At 49.4% G+C, this 19,646-nt stretch carries 17 protein-coding genes; 4 read left to right on the top strand and 13 right to left on the bottom strand.

What is annotated here, in order from left to right; translation table 11 throughout:
- Positions 1-133: 133 nt before the first annotated feature.
- The 4 genes from ABT56_RS16725 to nhaC all read right to left on the bottom strand — a co-directional run bounded on the left by ABT56_RS16725 (position 134) and on the right by nhaC (position 4,580).
- Positions 134-1,255, bottom strand: a complete 1,122-nt coding sequence (locus ABT56_RS16725) for a M20 family metallopeptidase (RefSeq protein WP_047880051.1) — start codon at positions 1,253-1,255, stop codon at positions 134-136.
- Between the two features lie 76 nt (positions 1,256-1,331).
- Positions 1,332-1,793 carry a YjiG family protein gene (locus ABT56_RS16720; RefSeq protein WP_047880050.1) on the bottom strand — a complete coding sequence of 154 codons (462 nt, stop codon included), beginning with the start codon at positions 1,791-1,793 and terminating at the stop codon, positions 1,332-1,334.
- Positions 1,793-2,521 carry a nucleoside recognition domain-containing protein gene (locus ABT56_RS16715; protein WP_047880049.1) on the bottom strand — a complete coding sequence of 243 codons (729 nt, stop codon included), beginning with the start codon at positions 2,519-2,521 and terminating at the stop codon, positions 1,793-1,795. The genes ABT56_RS16720 and ABT56_RS16715 overlap by 1 nt, the downstream gene beginning before the upstream one ends.
- 616 nt (positions 2,522-3,137) lie before the next feature.
- Positions 3,138-4,580 (bottom strand): Na+/H+ antiporter NhaC, encoded by a 1,443-nt coding sequence (gene nhaC, locus ABT56_RS16710; protein ID WP_047880048.1) that lies wholly within the window; start codon positions 4,578-4,580, stop codon positions 3,138-3,140.
- A gap of 895 nt (positions 4,581-5,475) precedes the next feature.
- Here nhaC and asd point away from each other — a divergent pair.
- Positions 5,476-6,591 carry an aspartate-semialdehyde dehydrogenase gene (gene asd / locus ABT56_RS16705; protein ID WP_157037888.1) on the top strand — a complete coding sequence of 372 codons (1,116 nt, stop codon included), beginning with the start codon at positions 5,476-5,478 and terminating at the stop codon, positions 6,589-6,591.
- A gap of 181 nt (positions 6,592-6,772) precedes the next feature.
- Here asd and sodB read toward each other — a convergent pair whose 3' ends face one another.
- Positions 6,773-7,357 (bottom strand): superoxide dismutase [Fe], encoded by a 585-nt coding sequence (gene sodB / locus ABT56_RS16700; RefSeq protein ID WP_047880046.1) that lies wholly within the window; start codon positions 7,355-7,357, stop codon positions 6,773-6,775.
- Positions 7,358-7,652: 295 nt separating this feature from the next.
- Between sodB and ABT56_RS16695 the strand changes: the two genes are divergently transcribed.
- Complete coding sequence (locus ABT56_RS16695) at positions 7,653-7,988, top strand: Grx4 family monothiol glutaredoxin (protein ID WP_047880045.1); 336 nt, start codon at positions 7,653-7,655, stop codon at positions 7,986-7,988.
- A 131-nt stretch (positions 7,989-8,119) separates the two neighbouring features.
- On the opposite strand, the gene ABT56_RS16690 is transcribed toward ABT56_RS16695, so the two are convergent.
- The 4 genes from ABT56_RS16690 to rnt form a co-directional block, all read right to left on the bottom strand.
- The gene (locus tag ABT56_RS16690) at positions 8,120-9,442 is read right to left on the bottom strand and encodes a Na+/H+ antiporter family protein (protein ID WP_047880044.1); all 1,323 of its coding nucleotides are present in this window, start codon (positions 9,440-9,442) and stop codon (positions 8,120-8,122) included.
- A 522-nt stretch (positions 9,443-9,964) separates the two neighbouring features.
- Positions 9,965-12,406, bottom strand: a complete 2,442-nt coding sequence (locus tag ABT56_RS16685; RefSeq protein WP_047880043.1) for a VolA/Pla-1 family phospholipase — start codon at positions 12,404-12,406, stop codon at positions 9,965-9,967.
- 33 nt (positions 12,407-12,439) lie between these two features.
- Positions 12,440-13,699: an outer membrane protein transport protein gene (locus tag ABT56_RS16680; RefSeq protein ID WP_047880042.1), complete on the bottom strand. Its 1,260-nt coding sequence runs from the start codon at positions 13,697-13,699 to the stop codon at positions 12,440-12,442.
- Between the two features lie 391 nt (positions 13,700-14,090).
- Complete coding sequence (rnt, locus tag ABT56_RS16675; RefSeq protein WP_047880041.1) at positions 14,091-14,759, bottom strand: ribonuclease T; 669 nt, start codon at positions 14,757-14,759, stop codon at positions 14,091-14,093.
- 231 nt (positions 14,760-14,990) lie between these two features.
- On the opposite strand from rnt, the gene motY reads away from it, so the two are divergent.
- Both motY and ABT56_RS16665 read left to right on the top strand, forming a co-directional pair.
- Positions 14,991-15,848, top strand: coding sequence for a flagellar protein MotY (gene motY / locus ABT56_RS16670; protein ID WP_047880148.1), 858 nt, complete (start codon positions 14,991-14,993; stop codon positions 15,846-15,848).
- A gap of 149 nt (positions 15,849-15,997) precedes the next feature.
- Positions 15,998-16,354 (top strand): hypothetical protein, encoded by a 357-nt coding sequence (locus ABT56_RS16665; protein ID WP_240478340.1) that lies wholly within the window; start codon positions 15,998-16,000, stop codon positions 16,352-16,354.
- 60 nt (positions 16,355-16,414) lie between these two features.
- Here the strand turns inward: ABT56_RS16665 and nth are convergent, their stop codons facing one another.
- The 4 genes from nth to rsxD all read right to left on the bottom strand — a co-directional run bounded on the left by nth (position 16,415) and on the right by rsxD (position 19,553).
- The gene (nth, locus tag ABT56_RS16660; protein ID WP_047880039.1) at positions 16,415-17,056 is read right to left on the bottom strand and encodes an endonuclease III; all 642 of its coding nucleotides are present in this window, start codon (positions 17,054-17,056) and stop codon (positions 16,415-16,417) included.
- A 113-nt stretch (positions 17,057-17,169) separates the two neighbouring features.
- On the bottom strand, positions 17,170-17,862 hold the full coding sequence (locus ABT56_RS16655) for an electron transport complex subunit E (RefSeq protein ID WP_047880038.1): 693 nt from the start codon (positions 17,860-17,862) through the stop codon (positions 17,170-17,172).
- 2 nt (positions 17,863-17,864) lie between these two features.
- A complete protein-coding gene (gene rsxG / locus ABT56_RS16650) occupies positions 17,865-18,497 on the bottom strand; it encodes an electron transport complex subunit RsxG (protein ID WP_047880037.1) in 633 nt (210 codons plus the stop codon).
- Positions 18,498-18,506: 9 nt separating this feature from the next.
- Complete coding sequence (rsxD, locus tag ABT56_RS16645; protein WP_047880036.1) at positions 18,507-19,553, bottom strand: electron transport complex subunit RsxD; 1,047 nt, start codon at positions 19,551-19,553, stop codon at positions 18,507-18,509.
- Positions 19,554-19,646 lie beyond the last annotated feature (93 nt).

Raw genomic sequence — 19,646 nt, 5'->3', positions numbered from 1 at the left:
TCATGTGTTTTAAATATAAACATGCATTTCAAATGCAGTATATGGTATTGAGGAGGAGTACAGATAATGGCAGGTATAAAAAAAGGGTACCGATAGGCACCCTTTATGTCTGAACACTGAATAGGCTGGGGGATTAGCCTGCCAGTTTGCCAAGTACTTTTTTCAATAGCTCGATACGCGGAGCGATAGAAGCAAGATCCAAGTATTCGTCTGCGCTGTGGAAACCGGCGCCGATAGGGCCTAGGCCGTCTAGCGTAGGGATACCAAGCACTGCTGTTAGGTTGGCATCAGAGCCGCCGCCTACAGATTGCCATGTGATATCAATACCGAGTTCTTTACCGGACTCTTCAACCAGCGCCATCAGGGCATCCGTTTTCTCTGAAGGGACCATCGAAGGTTTGTGTGCTTCGCGATCGACTGTGATAGAGACGCCATCAACGAATGGGGTTTCTGTCATCGCGCGGATTTTAGCATCGGCTTCCGCGTATTCGTCGTTGTCCCAGAAACGTACATCAACAACGGCTTCGGCATGGTCAGGTACGATATTGGCACCCGCACCGCCTTTGACGATACCTACGTTCAGGGTTGTACCCGTTTCAAAGTTGGTCAGGTTGTTGATGGCCAGAATCCAGTTAGCCATCTCGGTGATAGCACTGCGGCCGTTTTGCGGCTCGTTGCCAGCGTGAGCTGCTTTACCTGCGAAAGTCAGGCGGTAGCGTGCCATGCCTTTACGGGCTTTCACCAGTGAGCCATCGGCACGGGCCGCTTCGGCAACTAGTACGTTCTTGGCATTAACGGCAACGCTCTTCAGCCATGCTTCTGAATGCAGAGAGCCGATTTCTTCGTCTGGGTTCATGCAAACACAGATAGACAGTTTGTCCAGTGTTTCCTGATCCATGCTACGCAGAGCGTAAACAATATTCAGCAGGCCAGATTTCATATCAGAAACGCCAGGGCCGTATGCGCGCTCGTTGTTGACAGTCATCGGGCGAGCTGCCGCCGTACCGACAGGGAATACGGTATCCATGTGGCCGATCAGCATCACATCGATCTCTTCCGCTTCTGGTTTGTTGCGAACTTCAAGGCCGGTTCCGGCAATTCCGCAATCAACGCGTTTTACGTTCCAGCCCAGATCGGTGTATTTCTCAGCCATCTGGTTGGCAATGACTTCGATACCTTCTTTGGTCAGCGTACCGCAGTCAACGTTGATAAGAGGACGTAGCTCGTCTAGGTATTGTTCTAGTGAAAAACTCATAGTAGCTCCTGGTGCCCCGAAATATGGGGTGAATAGCGACAGGAAAAAGGAGGCACTGGGCCTCCTTTACTTGAAATTATACAAACAGGTTCATGACCAGCATTGCACCAAAGGCGTTAAGCACAGAGATGGCAATCATAATTGGGATGTAACGGCCTTCAGTACCGATTGGGCCAAGGATACGGCCAAGGTACTGAACCTGAGAGCCCATCAGGTAGATAGCTGGTGCCAAAATCGCAATGTGTGCACCGTTTAGAATGCCCGCATCGAATAGGGAGATAACTACGCCAACAGCACCGCCCATCGACATCCACGCACCAATAAGTACCGCAGCGGCTTCGCCTGGTAGGCCGAATAGGGCCATGATTGGGGAGAATACCTGACCCATTAGGTCAAGGGCACCGGTGATTTGCAGGGCTTTGATAATAACGAAAGCCATAAGAACGTTAGGAACGGTCGAGGTGGTTGCGATAACCCAGCCCTTCTTGGCACCTTCAACGAAAATATCGGTAACCATTGGTTTCTTGGCAGTGCTCATTATGCTGTCTCCTTCTGTAGTTCTTTGTTGTCGTCTTGGCCTTCTTTACCTTCTGTAATGTTCAGGTAAACGCGGAACAAGTTGGCACCGACGAACTTAAAGGCAAACATAACAATAACAGCCAGACCGATAGACGAGGTTACCGCTGGGGTACCGTCACTGTTAGACAGGGTGAAAAGAACTGCGCCGGAAGAGAAGAAGTTAACAATGGTGGCACCGGCTGAGAACTGGAACATAGTGAAGACATCTGTTTCCCGTTTGTTGAGGTGGCCTTCGTCTTTAAGCTGACGAGTCATTGCCGAACCCGCATCAGTACTTTGCAGCGAGGCAATCAGGGCCAGACCAGTACTACCAGGAATACCCATCAGAGGACGTAGCAGAGGAGTCAGCAGCTTGCGTGCCGCATCAAGTGCGCCGTAATGCTCGAGTACATTAATCATACCCAATGCGAACATAACGGTAGGGATCAGGGTCAGGGCGAACATAAAACCGTCGCGCGCACCGCTACCGCCTTTACCGCGCATGCTGGTGCTAGCTGTCTGAACGCCATCAGCTGTTTCATTAACCGAATGGACTAGGCTACCGAACGAACCGTTTAGGGTGGTGAAGTCAAAAACACCGTACCACTGGTTGGACTGTAGAAGACCTGAGAAAAAAACGACTGCAAAGGCGAGGGCAATATAGCTGCCTACTGTCACCTTGCGGCCCTGCTCCGCTGGATTGCTCATGTATAACCTCTTTGGAATCAAAAGGCCAAGTGGCCAAGTGGCTTTGTTAACATTTATTCACAAATAAAAAGTGGTTAACGCAGCTGAAAAATAGAAATCAACGTCATTGTCGCTATTTATCCCACTAAATAATTGACTGGGGTCAATATGTGCTACTGAAATCTAACCCGTAATGATAATAAGTGAATATTTGTGATCTGGATCTGCATTAATATCTTATTCACAATGATTAATAATCATGATGTTTGTTTTTCACAATAAAAATTATTTTTTATAGTTAAATTAATAGGTTCTGAGCTAAGCCTATCCTGTTTAAAAAATACTCAATATTCATTGGGTGGTACATTTAAATTGGTTTTTCTGCAGTTGGTATTGGATTTCAGTTATTAATGTTTTTTTATGAACTTATGGGGGAAAAGTAATTTCCCGAAAAACAAAGCGTGAATTGGAACGGTGGCAGATTGGAGGGGGGAGCTGGATGGATGCTGATCTACGATGTCGTTCGTATGGAATACTGACGGGAGGCTAAGACTCTTGCTGCAATAAGAATTCTGCTATCTCTAAAACAAAAAGAGCACCCTAAGGTGCTCTTTTGTATGGTGTTAGAAACGGTTGATTAGGCGGTTTGCTGCTGTGTAACAGCTGTCGCTTCGTCGGTTTCTTCTTCGCTAATAGCCTGTGGTGGACAACGGTCGACAAACCAGCCCATATAGGAGGTCACGATGGTGACCAAGATACAAACAAAGCTGAGCCACATGAACGGTGCGTACGAGAAGGTAGCAACACCTAGGATACTCGCCATGTAGATACCGTTGTCACTCCAAGGCACCATACCGGATGTCAGCGTGCCACCGAACTCGGCGTTACGTGACAGGTTCTTGCGCTGGAAGCCCAGACGGTCGTAGTTCTTCGCACAGATTTTTGGCGTCAGGATCAGCGACACGTACATGGCAGAGCCGAATACGTTACCGAGGAATGCTGTCGCAATGGTCGATACAGACAGGCTGCCTGCAGAGTTAACGCGTTTTTCGAACAGCTTGGCGATAGTTTGCAGTACACCTACTTTATCAAGCAGGCCACCAAAGCCCAGACCGAAGACGATAACAGCCACAGAGCCCAGCATTGAAGACATACCGCCACGGTTTAGGATCGCGTCGATGAAGTCCACACCCGAGCTGATAGAGAACGGTGCCCAAGCAGTGTTGAATGCCGCTAGCGGATCCATATCCTGAACCAGCACAGCCCAGATAATACCCAGCAGCGAACCGAATGAGATCACAGGGAATGATGGCATGCGCATTGCCAGCAGGGCAAGGACGACGATGACTGGAACAAAGGAGAATGGAGAGATAACAAACTGTTGATCCATCGCAGCGATAACGCTTTCTACCTGAGACATATCGACGTTGCCAGCATAGTGGAAGCCAACAGCGGTAAATAGAATACCGGTGATCACGTAGCTGATCAGGGCAATCGGTAGCATGCCTTTGATATGCTCAACAATTTCAACGTTAGACATTGAAGAGGCGAGGATAACTGAGTCAGACAGCGGAGACATTTTGTCACCGAAGTAACAGCCAGACAGAACGGCACCTGCCGTCATTGGTGCTGGAATACCCAGACCTTGGCCGATCCCCATCATTGCGATACCCGCAGTACCAGCCGCACCCCAAGATGTGCCGGTAGCCAGTGCTGTCATGGAACAGATCAGCATGGTTGCCAGTAAGAAGATGGATGGGTGGATGGCTTTTAGGCCATAGTAAATGATGGTTGGAACGATACCGCCGGCGATCCATGTACCGACTAGTGCGCCAACGGCAAGCAGGATAAGCACGGCACCCAGACCATTGGCGATGCCCTTGGTGGCTGCTTTTTCTAGTGACTTGTAATCGTGGCCGAGTTTAACACCCAGTACCATGATGACAAACCAACCGATGTATAGTGCAAGCTGGATCGGAAGATTTAGCTGGGCAGTGAATGAAAATGCCATCGCTAGAAATATACCAAGTGCCACAGTAACTTGTGTCAGTGATGGTAGCTTTACAGTCTGTTTATTCATACTTCTAACCTTGTAAGTTCGAGCCTGTAAATATCAAAGCCCCTTTAAGCCATTCTTGGCAGAGGCGTATTCTAATAATTGTCTTAACCACAGGGGTCTGAATAGGGTACGAATCTAGTTTGCCTGCACACATTGGTATGTGGCACGTGGCAAAGCACCGAATCGCGGCTACTGTATAAGATCGGAAACTAGCCTGCGATAGATAATGTCCCTTTCTGTGACCGCTGCCATTTAGAACAGCCAAACGCTTAAAAAAACATATTAACTATTTAAAATGATGTTAATTTTTAGTGTCGATGTTGTGTTTTGGGTGTTTTCTGTCTGTTTTGTAAATATGTTACCTTTCGTAAATGTATCCAGTTTTGTGGATGATTTGTCATGTGTGATTGCATTTGAGTAGTTATTTATGCCGCATTAAGCGGACGGCATAGGCTATCAATTTGTGATGAAATGATCAAAATTAGTGACAGTAGAAAATTACTGCGGGTTGGGTGGAAACTTTAAATTACGGTTGATTTTCGGTTGTTTTGCATAGGTTTAGAGGCTAAAACGAGAACTTTTATTTTTGTTCTAGCCCGAAAATTAACCGATTTTCTCTTGAGAAAGGGTTTGATGTAGAGGGCGAAAAGGCAGAGAGGCCGGCTTACATTCAATAGCTAGCGTGATTTTTTTGACGATTTTTTGCTATTAAAGACTTGTTTTTATGCGCTGAAATTACTATAGATGGGGGTCGGTTATTGCTATATACCCAAGCTACCTTTTTAGAGGCACAGTGACAGGGCTTCCGGAGGTGATTTGGGTATATTTATATCATGCAAAGATGTTGTGCCATTTGGGGTGGCCCTTTGCTGTAATTATAGCGATAGACAATGACGCAGGGAGAGTTGTGAACATGATGACAGTTGGTTTAGTTGGGTGGCGTGGCATGGTGGGTTCAGTCCTGATGCAGCGCATGGTGGAAGAAGGCGATTTCAATGTTATTGAGCCGGTCTTTTTCTCGACGTCTCAGGTTGGTATTCCAGCACCTAACTTCGGTAAGGATGCCGGTATGCTTCAGGATGCTTTCGATTTGGAAGCATTGAAGAAACTGGATGCAATTATTACCTGTCAGGGCGGCAGTTACACCGAGAAGGTGTATCCGGCGCTTCGCCAAGCAGGTTGGAAAGGGTATTGGATTGATGCCGCTTCTACGCTGCGCATGGCCGATGACACGATTATCGCGTTGGATCCTGTGAACTACGATCAAATGGTTCAGGGCTTGCACAATGGTACTCGTACGTTTGCTGGGGGTAACTGTACCGTTAGTTTGATGCTAATGGCTGTGGGTGGCTTGTATAAAGCGGGTCTGGTTGAGTGGATGACCTCTCAAACGTATCAGGCGGCTTCGGGTGCGGGTGCTAAGAATATGCGTGAGCTAATCAGCCAGATGGGTGTGATTAACGATGCGGTATCGAGCGAGCTAGCCAACCCGGCAACATCAATTTTGGATATTGACCGTAAAGTGGCTGAGGCTATGCGCTCTGCTGACTTCCCATCACAGGAATTCGGTGCGCCGCTGGCGGGCTCTCTGATCCCGTGGATCGACGTGAAGCGTGATAACGGCCAGAGCAAGGAAGAGTGGAAAGGCTCCGTTGAAACCAACAAGATTTTGGGGCTTGATAACCAGCCAATTCCAATTGATGGTACCTGTGTCCGTATTGGTGCGATGCGCTGCCACAGCCAAGCGTTGACCTTGAAGCTGAAAAAAGCGGTACCGATGGATGAAATCGAAGAAATGATTGCCTCTCACAACGACTGGGTCAAAGTGATCCCGAACGATCGTGATACGACAGTACAAGAACTGAGCCCGACAAAAGTAACGGGTACGCTATCTGTGCCGGTTGGTCGTCTGCGTAAGTTGGCGATGGGTGATGATTTCCTCAATGCGTTTACGGTAGGTGACCAGCTTCTATGGGGTGCAGCAGAGCCGTTGCGCCGTACGCTGCGCATTATTCTTGCTGAAAAACGCTAAGTAAAAGCAGGTTAATATCCGATCAAAACACCGGTACATGTATCGGTGTTTTTTTAAAGCTGCTATTTTTCCAATGCGACTTATGACCAATGGCAGACGGTGATTGGTATAAAAACGCCTGCAACAGCAGGCGTTTTTCTATTTTCATGACCCGTTACAAGACGGGTATCACGATTTGCTATTAGGCGGCTAGGTTCTTCGCAACGAAGTCCCAGTTTACCAGCGCCCAGAAACCGTTCATGTAGTCAGGGCGTAGGTTGCGGTAGTCGATGTAGTAAGCGTGTTCCCACAGGTCAACAGTCAGTAGCGGTGTTACGCCTTCTTCTGTTAGTGGAGTACCTGCGTTTGAGGTGTTCACGATATCTAGAGAGCCGTCAGCTTTCTTCACCAACCAAGTCCAAGAAGAACCGAAGTTGTTGATTGCTGCATCGGTGAATTTTGCTTTGAATTCTTCGAAAGAACCGAATGCCGCATTGATTGCATCTGCAACGTCACCTGTTGGCTCGCCACCAGCGTTTGGCGCTAGGCAGTGCCAGTAGAAAGTGTGGTTCCAGATTTGAGCTGCATTGTTGAAGATACCGCCAGTAGAAGTCTTGATGATTTCTTCTAGTGATTTTTCTTCCAGATCAGTACCAGCGATCAGACCGTTTAGCTTAACAACGTATGTGTTGTGGTGTTTGCCGTGGTGGTACTCAAGCGTTTCTTGAGAGATATGTGGCTCAAGTGCATTTTTTTCGTAAGGTAGAGCTGGTAGTTCGAATGCCATTGCTCGATTCTCCATATTGGTTAGGGGTAACCCCTCGACATTGCTTCCAGTTGGCTTGGGCCAACTTATTCTTTGAAACTGACTAATGTCACTTCATCTTTTATTACTGGTTAACTATAACCTGTTATTGATGAATGAATTGTGACTGTGAAACCATTTTAGCAAGTTTTTTCTTTATTAAAAGCCTTGCGTCAAAAAAAGTTGGATGAAACAATGTGTCAACATAAGGTCTGTCTTTATAGAGGCAGGCACAGTAAAATGAAAAGTATTAAAGCAACAGTCCTACGAGGAAGCTATGGAAACTATCGACAAAATCAAACAACAGATCGCTGAAAACCCAATTCTGTTGTACATGAAAGGCTCCCCAAAACTGCCAAGCTGTGGTTTTTCTTCTCAGGCGGCGCAAGCGCTGATGGCATGTGGTGAGAAATTTGCCTATGTCGATATCCTGCAGAACCAAGATATCCGTGCTGAGCTACCAGCTTACGCTCAGTGGCCGACTTTCCCTCAGCTTTGGATTGAAGGCGAGCTGATCGGTGGTTGTGACATCATTATCGAGATGTTCCAGAAAGGCGAACTACAGCCATTGGTAAAAGAAGCGGCCGAGCGCCGTGATGCGGCTGCAGAGTAATTCCCTGTAAGCCTTGCTGGTTGCAAAAAGCAGCAGTAAGCCAGATGCAAATGAATGAAAAAGCCCCGGCCAACTGGCCGGGGCTTTTTTATGGTTCAGAGACGGCGGTAAGCCGTGGCCTGCCTATTACGTTATAGCACCATGGATGCTATCCAGCCGAAGGCGATCAGGGGCAGGTTGTAGTGGATAAATGTCGGTACAACTGAATCCCAGATGTGTTCGTGCTGGCCGTCTGCATTCAGGCCAGATGTTGGGCCCAAGGTGGAGTCAGACGCCGGTGAGCCTGCATCACCCAATGCTGCTGCGGTACCTACGATGGCAATCGTTGCCATTGGCGAGAAACCGAAGTTGAGGCAGAGCGGTACATAGATAGTCGCAAGGATTGGAATGGTCGAGAACGACGAGCCGATTCCCATCGTTACGAGCAGGCCAACAACCAGCATCAGCAACGCTGCCAGTGGCTTGTTATTGCCGATCATGGATTCCAATGAGTTAACCAGAGTTTCAACGCCGCCAGTGGCTTTCATTACGGCGGCAAAGCCAGCTGCCGCAATCATGATAAAACCGATCATGGCCATCATGTGGACACCCTTGGTGAAGACATCGTGGGTTTCCTTCCACTTGATGACGCCGCCGAAGGTGAACACCATAAAGCCCATCAGGCCACCCACGATCATGGAGCCACTGAAAATTTGTGCGCCGAGCGCCGCGATAATAGCCAGTATGGCAATGTAAACATGGCGCATATCGATGCTTTTACGCTCAGGTTCGGAAGCCAGGATTTTCTCCTCCGAATACTCACGCGGTTTGCGGTAGCTAAAGAAGATAGCGACGAGCAGGCCGAAGACCATGCCAAGCGCTGGCAGAAGCATTGCGTAAGGAACTTGCGAGGCGCTGACATCAAGGCCATTGTCGTGCAGGTTTTTAAGCAGGATGTTGTTCAGGAAGATCCCGCCGAAGCCAATAGGCAGTACCATATATGGGGTAACCAAGCCGAATGTCAGTACGCAGGCAATCATGCGGCGGTCAATTTTCAGCTTGGCGAAAACATGAAGTAGGGGCGGGATCACAATTGGAATAAACGCAATGTGAACTGGAATAGCATTCTGAGAAGAAATGGCTAGCAGAGCAAGAATAGTTAGAACAGAATACTTTACGCCAGTGGCTGCAGCAGCATTTTCATGGCCGCTGATACGTTTGATAACTTTTTGTGCTAGAACATCGGTGATACCAGAGCGGGAGATCGCAACCGCGAAGGTGCCCAGCATCGCATAGCTAAGTGCTGTGGTAGCACCACCGCCAAGGCCGCCTTCAAAAGCAGCAATGGTTTCTGAAAGAGGCATCCCGCCAAGAAGGCCGCCAACAATGGCACTGAAGGTTAGCGCAACGACGACATTTACCCGCATCAATGCGAGCAAAAGCATAACGCAAACCGAGATTACTACAGGGTTCATAAACTAAGATCCGTCCGTTGTGTTATGTTGCAAGAAGTCACATTTACTGCTGTTTGTAAAGCGCATAAGTGTGATGTTTCTTATATATTTGAACTGTTTTGTCTAATCTCTCCAGTTTCCTTATTATTTGTCAGAAGTCGAGGAAAAATTTCATTCCGATTGGGAATTTCCATTCCCCATGTCTGCGTTTTTGCGTGCCTCGCCGCAACCTATTGCTTTTTACCATCCTAACTGTTGTTAAGTTGTACGGGCATATATTTGCTCTTGCTGGATGCGCAGTCTGTTAATAATTGGGCTTGGGCTCATAAAATGAGTGCAAACGACCGCTATATACTCAAGTCATCTCAAGACAGCATTTTCATAGTGTGCTGGCATCAGTCTTTTGAAGACACAGGGGAACGTCATTTTTATCAGGTTGGAGATAAGTCTTAGGCTGCAGGTATTGCGAGGTTACCGCGTTTACGGCTCTGTATAAAAGAAAGGCCAGCCTTGATCGGCTGGCCTTGTTTTCATGTGTGCCTGTTACAGGGTGGTCGTCAGAATCGAATCATTCGTCACCGTCAAGACAGTACCGTCACCGGCAAGAAGGCTGGCAGCCTGTCCCTGCATTTCGGTGGTGGCAGGCTTGCCGGTGGCACCGAATGTCTCCCGCATGAAGCTGGAGTGATCGCCAACGGTAAAGAAGGCGGCAGCCTTGACCGGGCCGTTGCCTGACACCGATGCGGTAGTAGGCGTTAGAGCCAGTTGGCTATCTGATATCAGATTCAGTGTTCCGCCGAACGGTGAGTAAGGTTTACGTACCTCTGTGCCTGCGACCGTTGCGGTTGGATCGAGCGCGTTCGGAATCGTCGCGTCACCCTCAGTGAGCGAGAGATAGACCGGAGTGCTGTCACTTACCAGCGGTGCGTGGTTGAGAGGGTCGATAGTATCGAGGATGGTCTGGGAAGCGAACGCGAATTCGCTGAACAGTCCATAGATAGTCGAAAGCTGGGTGAGTGACGCCTCGCTACCGTTATCAGCCAGACTTTTCTCGTACAGGCCATAGCACACTGTCATTTCAACTAGCCCAGGGTCTTTGCATACGGCGGCAAACTCTTTGCTGGTTGCAGCAAGCAGGCTGCCTTTGACGAAGTTGCCGAATGATTTGGATTCCAGTAGTAGGTATGGGATCCCTGCTCCGGGGTTGGCCAAGGCAAGCTTGTTGATGTTGAACAGTACAGGGTCGCTGTCAGGGTCGACGGTACGGTTGGCCACGTAGCCGAGATCGATACCCGTGATAGCACCGAGTGAGTGGCCGACAAAGTCCACGCCCTGTGCCGGGTTCAGCCAGCCGAGGGGGCCCATTGCACCACCGTTGCCTGCCGCAATGTTAATGAACAGACGGCCGATGGCAGCGCGTAGGTTGATTTGGTCAGTAACACTCTGGCGGACGTTGTCACGAGCCACGGGAAGGTACTTCAAGTTCAGGTAGATACTTGGGTCGTCAGACGCATTGACCATACCTTGTCCCGGAATTTCGATCCCGCGCGTACCATGCAAAGGCAGGTCAATCGCGAATATCGCCCGGCAGTCCGTGCCAATCAGTTCATCAGGCAATGTGCTCTCTTTGAGGGTCTCTTTGTTAGACGTAATACCATGCTGGAAAATAGTCACCGTGTTGGCCGCTACATTCTGGCAGGCCGCATTTTGCGGCAGGATCAGGGTGTATTCCACATCCTCAACTGATTTGAGCATCGGCACAGGGCTATAGCGGGTGATCAGGCGTTCTTCATCGAGCGGTTTGCCGTTGGACAGAATGATTTGCTGGCCTGTTAGCAAAGGCAGGACGCGCAGCTGGGTGGCTGGATCCGTTGCGATGTTAGCCAAATCCTCAAGGGTGATCCCTAGCTCGGTCAGTTTGGCCATGACGATGGACTTGTCGGCATCAGAGCCATTTTCCAGTACGAACGTGATAGCTGCCAAGCTCGGCATTGCACTTTGCCAAGGTGTCGAAGCAAAACTTGCCGCATCGTTTTCGAGGTAGTATGGCAGCGAGACGGTGCCGGTCATAACAAGGTTGCCGGCAGGAGTGGCGGAAGTCTCCGAGTTGACGCTCATGGTAAATAGCTTGTCGAGTTCGGCTGGTTGGACATCGCTGCTAATTGCGGTGCCTTGCCAGACGTTTTCTGCCCCGTTTTTCAGTGCTAGCGCCGTGGCGGCTTTGGCGGCGTACATGGCATCGCCGGCAGAAGCGGTGGTGAACCAGTTGGAGAAAATGATCTTGTCCTTGTCGACACCTATAGCGGCAAAGGTGGCTTCGCCAAGGTGTGCCAGTTGCTGGGCGGGTTCAAGGGCAGCATCAGGGGTCGGGGATGTTGACTTGAGCAGGGCATAGGTCTTGCTCATGCCCACTGGATTGCCCTTGCTATCTTTGAGATCGGAAGTCACGGCAAATTGATACTGGCTAGCCGGTTTGAGTGGCTTCAACAAGGTGACAATCAGTTTTTTGCCTGATGCCGTCACCAAAAAGTCGCCAGCGGCAGCACTTAATGGAACGGGAGGAATATTAGCGTAGTCTGATGATGTTGGATCACCGGTTTCCAGTAGGTAGAAGCCAGCTGCCGCACTGGTCGGATCCAGATCATTGCCCGTGAATTCAATGATGATTGGCTGGTTGGTACTCCAGCCATCCGTTTTGCCGAGAGCGATTGACGGATCGGCGATATCGGTTGAGTAACCCGGCATGCCGACATCTCCATCTGTCTTGATCGTGCCGTCGGCAGAGTCCATGGCCAAGTAAGTTGGGGTTACGATGATTGGGTTGCTTGGGTCGCTGACCAAATCGAAATTGATTTTGGTTTCGGCTTTCAGGCTCTCACCAATGGAAGGATCCAGCGTAGGCTCCCCGCCCATATTGGTATCGTCGCCACACCCGGCAAGGGTCAGCGAGGCGCCGATTAGGATTGCTAGTAATGTCTTGTTCATATTGATGTCCTTATTCCTATTCAGCTCAAATGGTTAGAAGCGGTAGTTGAGCTGGGCGGCGCCGAGCCAAGCGAAGTTTTTGGCGTAGAAGTCATATTCACGCATGTCTACGTATTCTTCTTTGAAGTGGCTGCTCTTGCCGTATAGGTAGGTGATGCCGACATCAACGGTGAGATCAGGGCTATAGGTGTAAGTGAAGCCTGCTGAGTACCAGTAGCGATCCGTATCTGGGATGCTGAGGGTTGCCTTGCCAGCTTGTTCATCAAAGGCAAAACCGGCCCGCAATTCCCACTCTTGGGAAAGGGTATAGGTGGCACCGATAGAGTAGCGGTAGTTGTCATCGAACTCTTCTTCTTTTAGCAGGCAGGTATTGTTAATACAGTCCTCACTGGTGGCTTTGAGCTCGGTAAAGTCGCTCCACTGGGTCCACTGGACACCGTAATGGATAGCCCATTGATTATTGAGCTGGTGGAAGCCGCCAAATTCTGCAATCGCAGGCAGGGGTACGGAGAGTTTTCCGTCAACGGTTTTTGGTGCCATCGGGTTTGAGCCGCTTACGCCGGTGCCTGAATAGTCGGTAAATTTGCCATCGAAGTCGAGGTCGACTTTTGCCCGGTAGCTAAGGCCGAAGCGGTTATTTTCGTTAAGCTCCCACAAGGCACCGATATTCCAGCCAAATTCCCATGTGTCACCTTGTAGGTTGAGCAGTGTTTTATCCGGTGTTGTGCCATACAGTGGAGCTAGGCTACCAAAGTGGCGGTTGAGCTCTGCATCGGCATAGACGAGAGAAACACCGGCACCCACGCTAAATTGGTCGTTGATCTGCCATGCGATACTTGGATTGACATTGAGAGTCAGCAGATCTGTCATGCCGGCTAATGCGCCAAAGTTTGCATTGGTCGGGTAGTCGGTGGCAAAGCCGTAATTGGAGAACATGCCAACACCCCAGGCTAACTGGTCATTGATTGGCATGACAAAGTAACCGGCGGGTACGAAGGCGATTGGCGCAACATCATTGTATTGCTGTGCCGGGGAGGAGCCGACGGTTTCAATATCGACGGATGGTTCGATAAAAGAGAGGCTGCCTGAAATTTCGATTCGGTCGAAACGGGTCATGGCGGCCGGGTTACGGGCAATAACCGATGCGTTGTCTGCAATCGCAGCCTCGCCAGCAAATGCGCGTCCTAGGCCTGAGGCAGAGTGCTCGTTGACCTGAAAGCCAGCCGCCTGAGTTTGTAGGCTAAGAAGGGCAGCTGAGACGGCGAGGGCAGTGTAGGTGATTTTTTTGGACATTATTATGGTACCTCTTAGGTTGATTTGCTTCTCGTTCTTCAATCCATGGAGAAAAACAAATGAAACCTGCTTCACCGGTGCGCCTTGGTGCCGTTATCTCGATATGTTTCGGACAAAATAGGTAACGGCGGCAGAATAGCCAGCTCACGATGTTAAAACTGCGTTGCCAAGACGTTGTATGAAACAGATGGAAGCAGTATATGGCGAGGATTTAGAAATGTTAACCTAGTGTAACATGTTGTTTTATAAGAAATAGCGTTATTGTTCGCCGTTCAATTAAGGAATGTTTTAATTAAACGTTTAAATCGGCTGATATGTTTGTTTCAAACTGTGACCAAGCCCGTTTTATCTAGGCTTGGTCAGAGGTCTGATGAGTTGTTCTTTGTTTGAATTAAACGCTGCCGTCAGTGTCTTCTGTTTGATTATCAATAAGTGGCCAGCCACCTAATGTTTTCCATTTGTTAACAATCTCACAGAAAAGCTCTGCTGTCCGCTCGGTATCATAAAGTGCAGAGTGAGCTTCTCTATTGTCGAACGGGATCCCTGCGGTCGTGCAGGCTTTGGCCAGAACAGTCTGGCCGAAGGCCAAGCCGCTCAGTGCTGCGGTGTCAAAGGTGGCAAATGGGTGGAAAGGGTTGCGCTTGAGCTTGGCTCGGGTTGAGGCTTCCATCACGAAGCTGTGATCGAAGTTAGCATTGTGGGCAACCATGATTGCGCGTGAGCAACCAGTGTCTTTCTGCTCTTTGCGGATCTGCTTATAGATCGCTTTTAATGCGGCTTCTTCTGACACCGCACCGCGTAGCGGACTAAATGGGTCACGGATACCGTTAAATTCCAATGCTTCTTTGTGGATCACCGCCCCCTCAAACGGGGTGATGTGAAAATGCATGGTTGTCGCGGGTTTGATCCAGCCTTCCTCGTCCATCTGGAGCGTGACGGCACAGATCTCTAGCAGTGCATCGGTTTTTGCGTTAAAGCCTGCGGTCTCGACGTCAATGACGACGGGGAAGTAGCCGCGAAAGCGACGTTTTAGAGTATTGAGTTCGTTATCTTGGCTCATAAGACTGTGCTGAAAAAAAGACAATTGGCTATTATCGCAGATTCGCCCCCTCACCTAAACCTCTGGGAAGAAATGTCTTCATAAACTAAAGTTTTTTCCGCTTTTTACGATACAATAGCCAAGCGTTAGCCCGTTGATCACCAAGATAGAGAGGTTAATCCGGCACGCAGATGATTGATTTAGGCATACAGTGAGTGTTTTATGGCCCTTAACCCTTTTTTTCGTTCCACGATGGCTGTGTTATTCCTAGCGGCAGCGGGATCGGTGTATGCCTCGCAAGTGAATTATGTAGCGCAACCTGAACTTTCACAGTGGAAGGTTGCAGTCGATACGCCACTTGAATGCCGTATGCTTCATACCATCCCCAATTTTGGAGAGGCTCAGTTTACATCTCGTGCCAGTAAGAAAATCAATCTGGATTTTGAGCTGAAGATGAAACGGCCTATGGGTCAGACCCGCAACGTGAGCTTGGTTTCCATGCCGCCGCGTTGGATGCCCGGTGAAGCCGCGGAGCCGATTACCCAACTGAAATTTTTTAAGCAGTTCAATGGTTACGTAGGTGGACAAACCTCATGGTCAATGCTTTCGGAGCTAGAGGTCGGCCGTTATCCGACGTTTAGTTATCAGGATTGGCAGCATAGTGATAAGCGGATTGATGTCGCGCTGTCTGCGGTGGCTTTCCAGTCTGCTTATAACCAATTTAGTACCTGTATTAATAATCTGTTGCCTTACAGCTTTGATGATATCGCCTTTACCGTTTTGCATTATGATATTAACAGTGAAGAGCTAAATAAATCTTCGCAGAAGAGATTGGCACAGATTGCGGACTTCGTACGTTATAGCGATGATGTCGATCTGGTGCTGGTGGCTACATTTACCGATTCGTCGGGGAGCAAAAATGTCAATCAGGCGCTTTCCGATAAGCGTGCCAAAAAGCTTGAAGAGTACTTCATGGCGATGGGATTACCGAAAAACCGAATTCAGGTGCATGCTTTCGGTAAACGTCGCCCGATTGCTGATAACTCAACGCCGATTGGTAAGAACCGCAACCGCCGGGTTGTGATCTCGCTGGGACGTATGGTTATGTAGTTTACCGTACACAGTTTATTTGCCGCTTTGTTGCTACTAGTTTGATTTTTATACAGTCTAATTTTTGAACCTTGCCACCGCCATAAACTGGCTAGAGTTAGAAGGGAAGAAATAGACATAGCAACGAAATCAAAAGAAGGGTAGTGGCAATGGAAAAAAGAGTATGGATGACACTGTTGGCTACAGGGTCATTACTGGTGGCAGGTAGTGTAGCTGCAGGTAATGACGTTGTTGTTGACAGTGATGTAACCAAAGTGACTCAGGTGTTGGCTGCTGAGGTAAAAGCTGAGCGGATCACGGTGGAGCAGGCCAAAGAGATGGAGCTTAATCGAGCTGAGACATATGAGGTGACCAGTACGGTGAGCGTTGATAATCTTGGGATGCAAATTTCCGAGAAACTCAAAGACAGCATCATGCCGTATTATTCCATTGAGTTTAATGATCCTACCAGTGACGATGAGAGCTATAAGGCCGTTGTGACCGAATATTTTGGCAAGGTCGAATAGTGTATTGTTGTGCATTATGGTGAAAATCAAACAGGCTACTGAAAAGTAGCCTGTTTTGTTTTATTCGTCGGGGTAGATTTTGTCTTTGTACTCGCACAGATCTTCAATCACACAGCTGCCGCAGCGGGGTTTTCGTGCGATGCAGGTATAGCGGCCGTGCAAGATCAACCAGTGGTGAACATCGACTTTGAATTCTTTTGGCACTACTTTCAGTAGTTTTTGTTCCACTTGGTCGACGTTTTTGCCCACCGCGAATTTGGTACGGTTGGATACGCGGAAAATATGGGTATCCACGGCGATTGTCGGCCAGCCAAAGGCTGTATTGAGTACCACGTTGGCGGTCTTTCGGCCTACTCCCGGCAAGGCCTCTAGAGCCTCTCTGCTTTCCGGCACTTCGCCGCCATGCTGTTCGACAAGGATTCTGCAGGTTTTGATGACATTCTCGGCCTTGGAATTGAACAGGCCAATTGTCTTGATATATTCCTTCACCCCGTCGACGCCGAGATCAAGCAAGGCTTGTGGGGTATTGGCTACGGGGTAGAGCTTGTCGGTGGCCTTGTTGACGCTGACATCCGTCGCCTGTGCCGATAGCAGTACGGCGATCAGCAATTCAAACGGGGTACTCCAGTTGAGCTCTGTTTCAGGGTGGGGATTTTGTGCTCGTAAACGTTCCAGGATCTGGACGCGTTTTTCATTATTCATATATGACTTCCAGTATGGCTAATATTGTTATTGTGTACCCTAGCGACTCGCTCTGTGGTGCCAGCCGCTAGGGTAATAAGTATCTACAGGCCATCCTTGACCGTGTGTCGTACTTAGTTTGTTGTCGTGACTCGGGCGCGCTCGATAACAGGTTTATCATCTGGCTTCGTCGCTTTACGTTCCCGGTTCTTATCAATAACATTTTTCAGCGCAATCATGAAGCCAACACCGATAAAAGCACCCGGTGGCAAAATTGCAAGCAGGAAGCTGCTGTCGAAGTGGAAGACCTCAATTCGCAGTACTGAGGCCCAATCGCCCAGCAGGCGATCTGCACCATCGAATAACGTACCGTTTCCGAGTAATTCACGCATCGCGCCGAGCACAACCAGTGCAGCGGTCATGCCGAGTCCCATCCACAAGCCATCTAGCAGAGCGGGTACAGGATCATTTTTCGAGGCAAAGGCTTCTGCCCGGCCGATGATGATGCAGTTGGTTACAATCAACGGGATGAAAATACCCAATGACTGGTACAGGCCAAACGTATAGGCATTCATGAGCAATTGTACGCAGGTCACCAGCGCCGCGATGATCATCACGAAAACCGGGATTCGGACCTCAGAAGGGACCCATTGACGTACCAGAGAGACTGTTAGGTTTGAGCCTACCAACACGGCTGTGGTGGCCAGACCGAGACCAAGGGCGTTGGTTACGGTCGAAGAGACGGCCAGCAGCGGGCAGAGCCCGAGAAGCTGGACTATCGCTGGGTTATTGACCCACAGGCCATTTTTCATCAATTCTTTATTCATGATTACTCTCCCTCACAGTTCAGCGGCTGGCTGTAGAGCTGGGCTTGCTGCTGTTGGTAAAGCAGGGCGACTTTTTTGACTGCCCCGACAACTGCGCGTGGTGTAATGGTCGCACCGGTGAATTGGTCAAACTCGCCGCCGTCTTTGCGAACGGCCCAGCGGGGATCCTTGTCGCCATTAATACGCTTGCCGGTGAAGCTGTAGATCCAGTCGCTGACGCGTGTTTCGATTTTATCGCCCAGTCCAGGCGTTTCGTTGTGGCTTAGGATTCGTACACCGCTAACAACGCCGGCTTTATCAAGCCCCACGATCAGTTTGATTGCACCGCTGTAACCGTCTGGTGCGATAGCTTCTATGGCGATACCTGTGTCTTGCCCGTCTTTTTTGGCAATGTAGGCAGGCATCGGGTTGCTGGTGCCAAGATATTGCTCGTTCTGCACTAAAGTACAGCTTTTGAATAGTACATTGTCATGGCTATCTGCCGGAATGACTTGGTTGAGTACCTTGAGCAGCTCTTTTTGTTGTTGCTCTTGAATTCTGTCGGCCGTCATTACATGGGTAAGGGCAACCAGCAAGGTCGACATCAAGGCAAAGATTGCCAAAATGCCGCCGTTTTTTTTCATTGCATTGATCATGGTTGTTCCTTAGTGGCCAAACGTACGTGGACGAGTGTAGTAATCGATTAGCGGCACGCACATATTGGCAATGAGCACGCTAAAAGCGACACCGTCAGGGAACCCGCCGAAGGTTCGGATTAGGTATACGAGTGCCCCGATCATTGCGCCAAATACCAAGCGGCCTTTTACCGTGGTTGAGGCCGAAACCGGGTCAGTGGCAATAAAGAACGCCCCCAGCATAGTGGCTCCCGAGAATAGGTGGAACAACGGAGAGCCTGTACTGTCTGGGCTGACCAAAAAGCCAATTGAGCTGAAGGCGAACAGTGCCGCAAGCATGGCAACCGGAATGTGCCATTGGATAACACGCTGCTTCAGAAGAATAAGGCCACCGATCAAGAAGCCGAGATTCACCCATTCCCAACCGATCCCCCCGACGATACCAAATACTGGACCAGACAGGATTTCAGTTGCGGTATGACCCGTTGTCAGTGATGTCTTGAGCGTATCTAGCGGTGTCGCCATTGTGACGCCATCGACAGACAGGCGTAGTTGATGGACACTGAAGCCATCAGTGGTGAAGCCGGTAAAGATAGCCGATAGGGCATCTGCGATACTCAGTGGCTCAGCAGAAAGTGACGAAGGCGGCAGCCAGGTCGTCATTTGCAGAGGGAATGAGATCAGCAGCACCACATAGGCGATCATTGCTGGGTTGAACAGGTTCTGACCTAGTCCACCGTACAGATGTTTGGCAATGATAACGGCAAAAAGACAGCCGATAACTGTGATCCACCACGGTGCCAGAGGTGTGATTGAAAGTCCGATAAGGACACCGGTTAGCAAGGCACTGTTGTCGCGAATATAAGGGACAACAGGACGGTGGCGTAGTTTTAGCACTAGTGCTTCTGCCATGACCGAAACAATACCTGCCAATGCTATCTGGATTAGCACGCCCCAGCCAAAGAAGTACCACTGGGCGGCAACGCCCAGTGAGCAACATAGAATCACAGTACGCATCAGGCTGCTTGTACTGCGGCGACTGTGGGCATGGGGAGAGCTTGCGATGTTAAAAGCCACAGTTAATTTTCCTCATTTTTTTCTTGTTCTTGCTGCTCCGCCTTGCGAGCCTTGGCACGGGCAACCGCAGCAGCGACGGCCGCTTTTTTCGGG

This window comes from Photobacterium aquae, assembly GCF_001029445.1.
GTDB classification, from domain to species: domain Bacteria; phylum Pseudomonadota; class Gammaproteobacteria; order Enterobacterales; family Vibrionaceae; genus Photobacterium; species Photobacterium aquae.
Note: the sequence above shows the minus strand (reverse complement) of the source record. Positions and strands in the feature narration are given on the sequence as shown.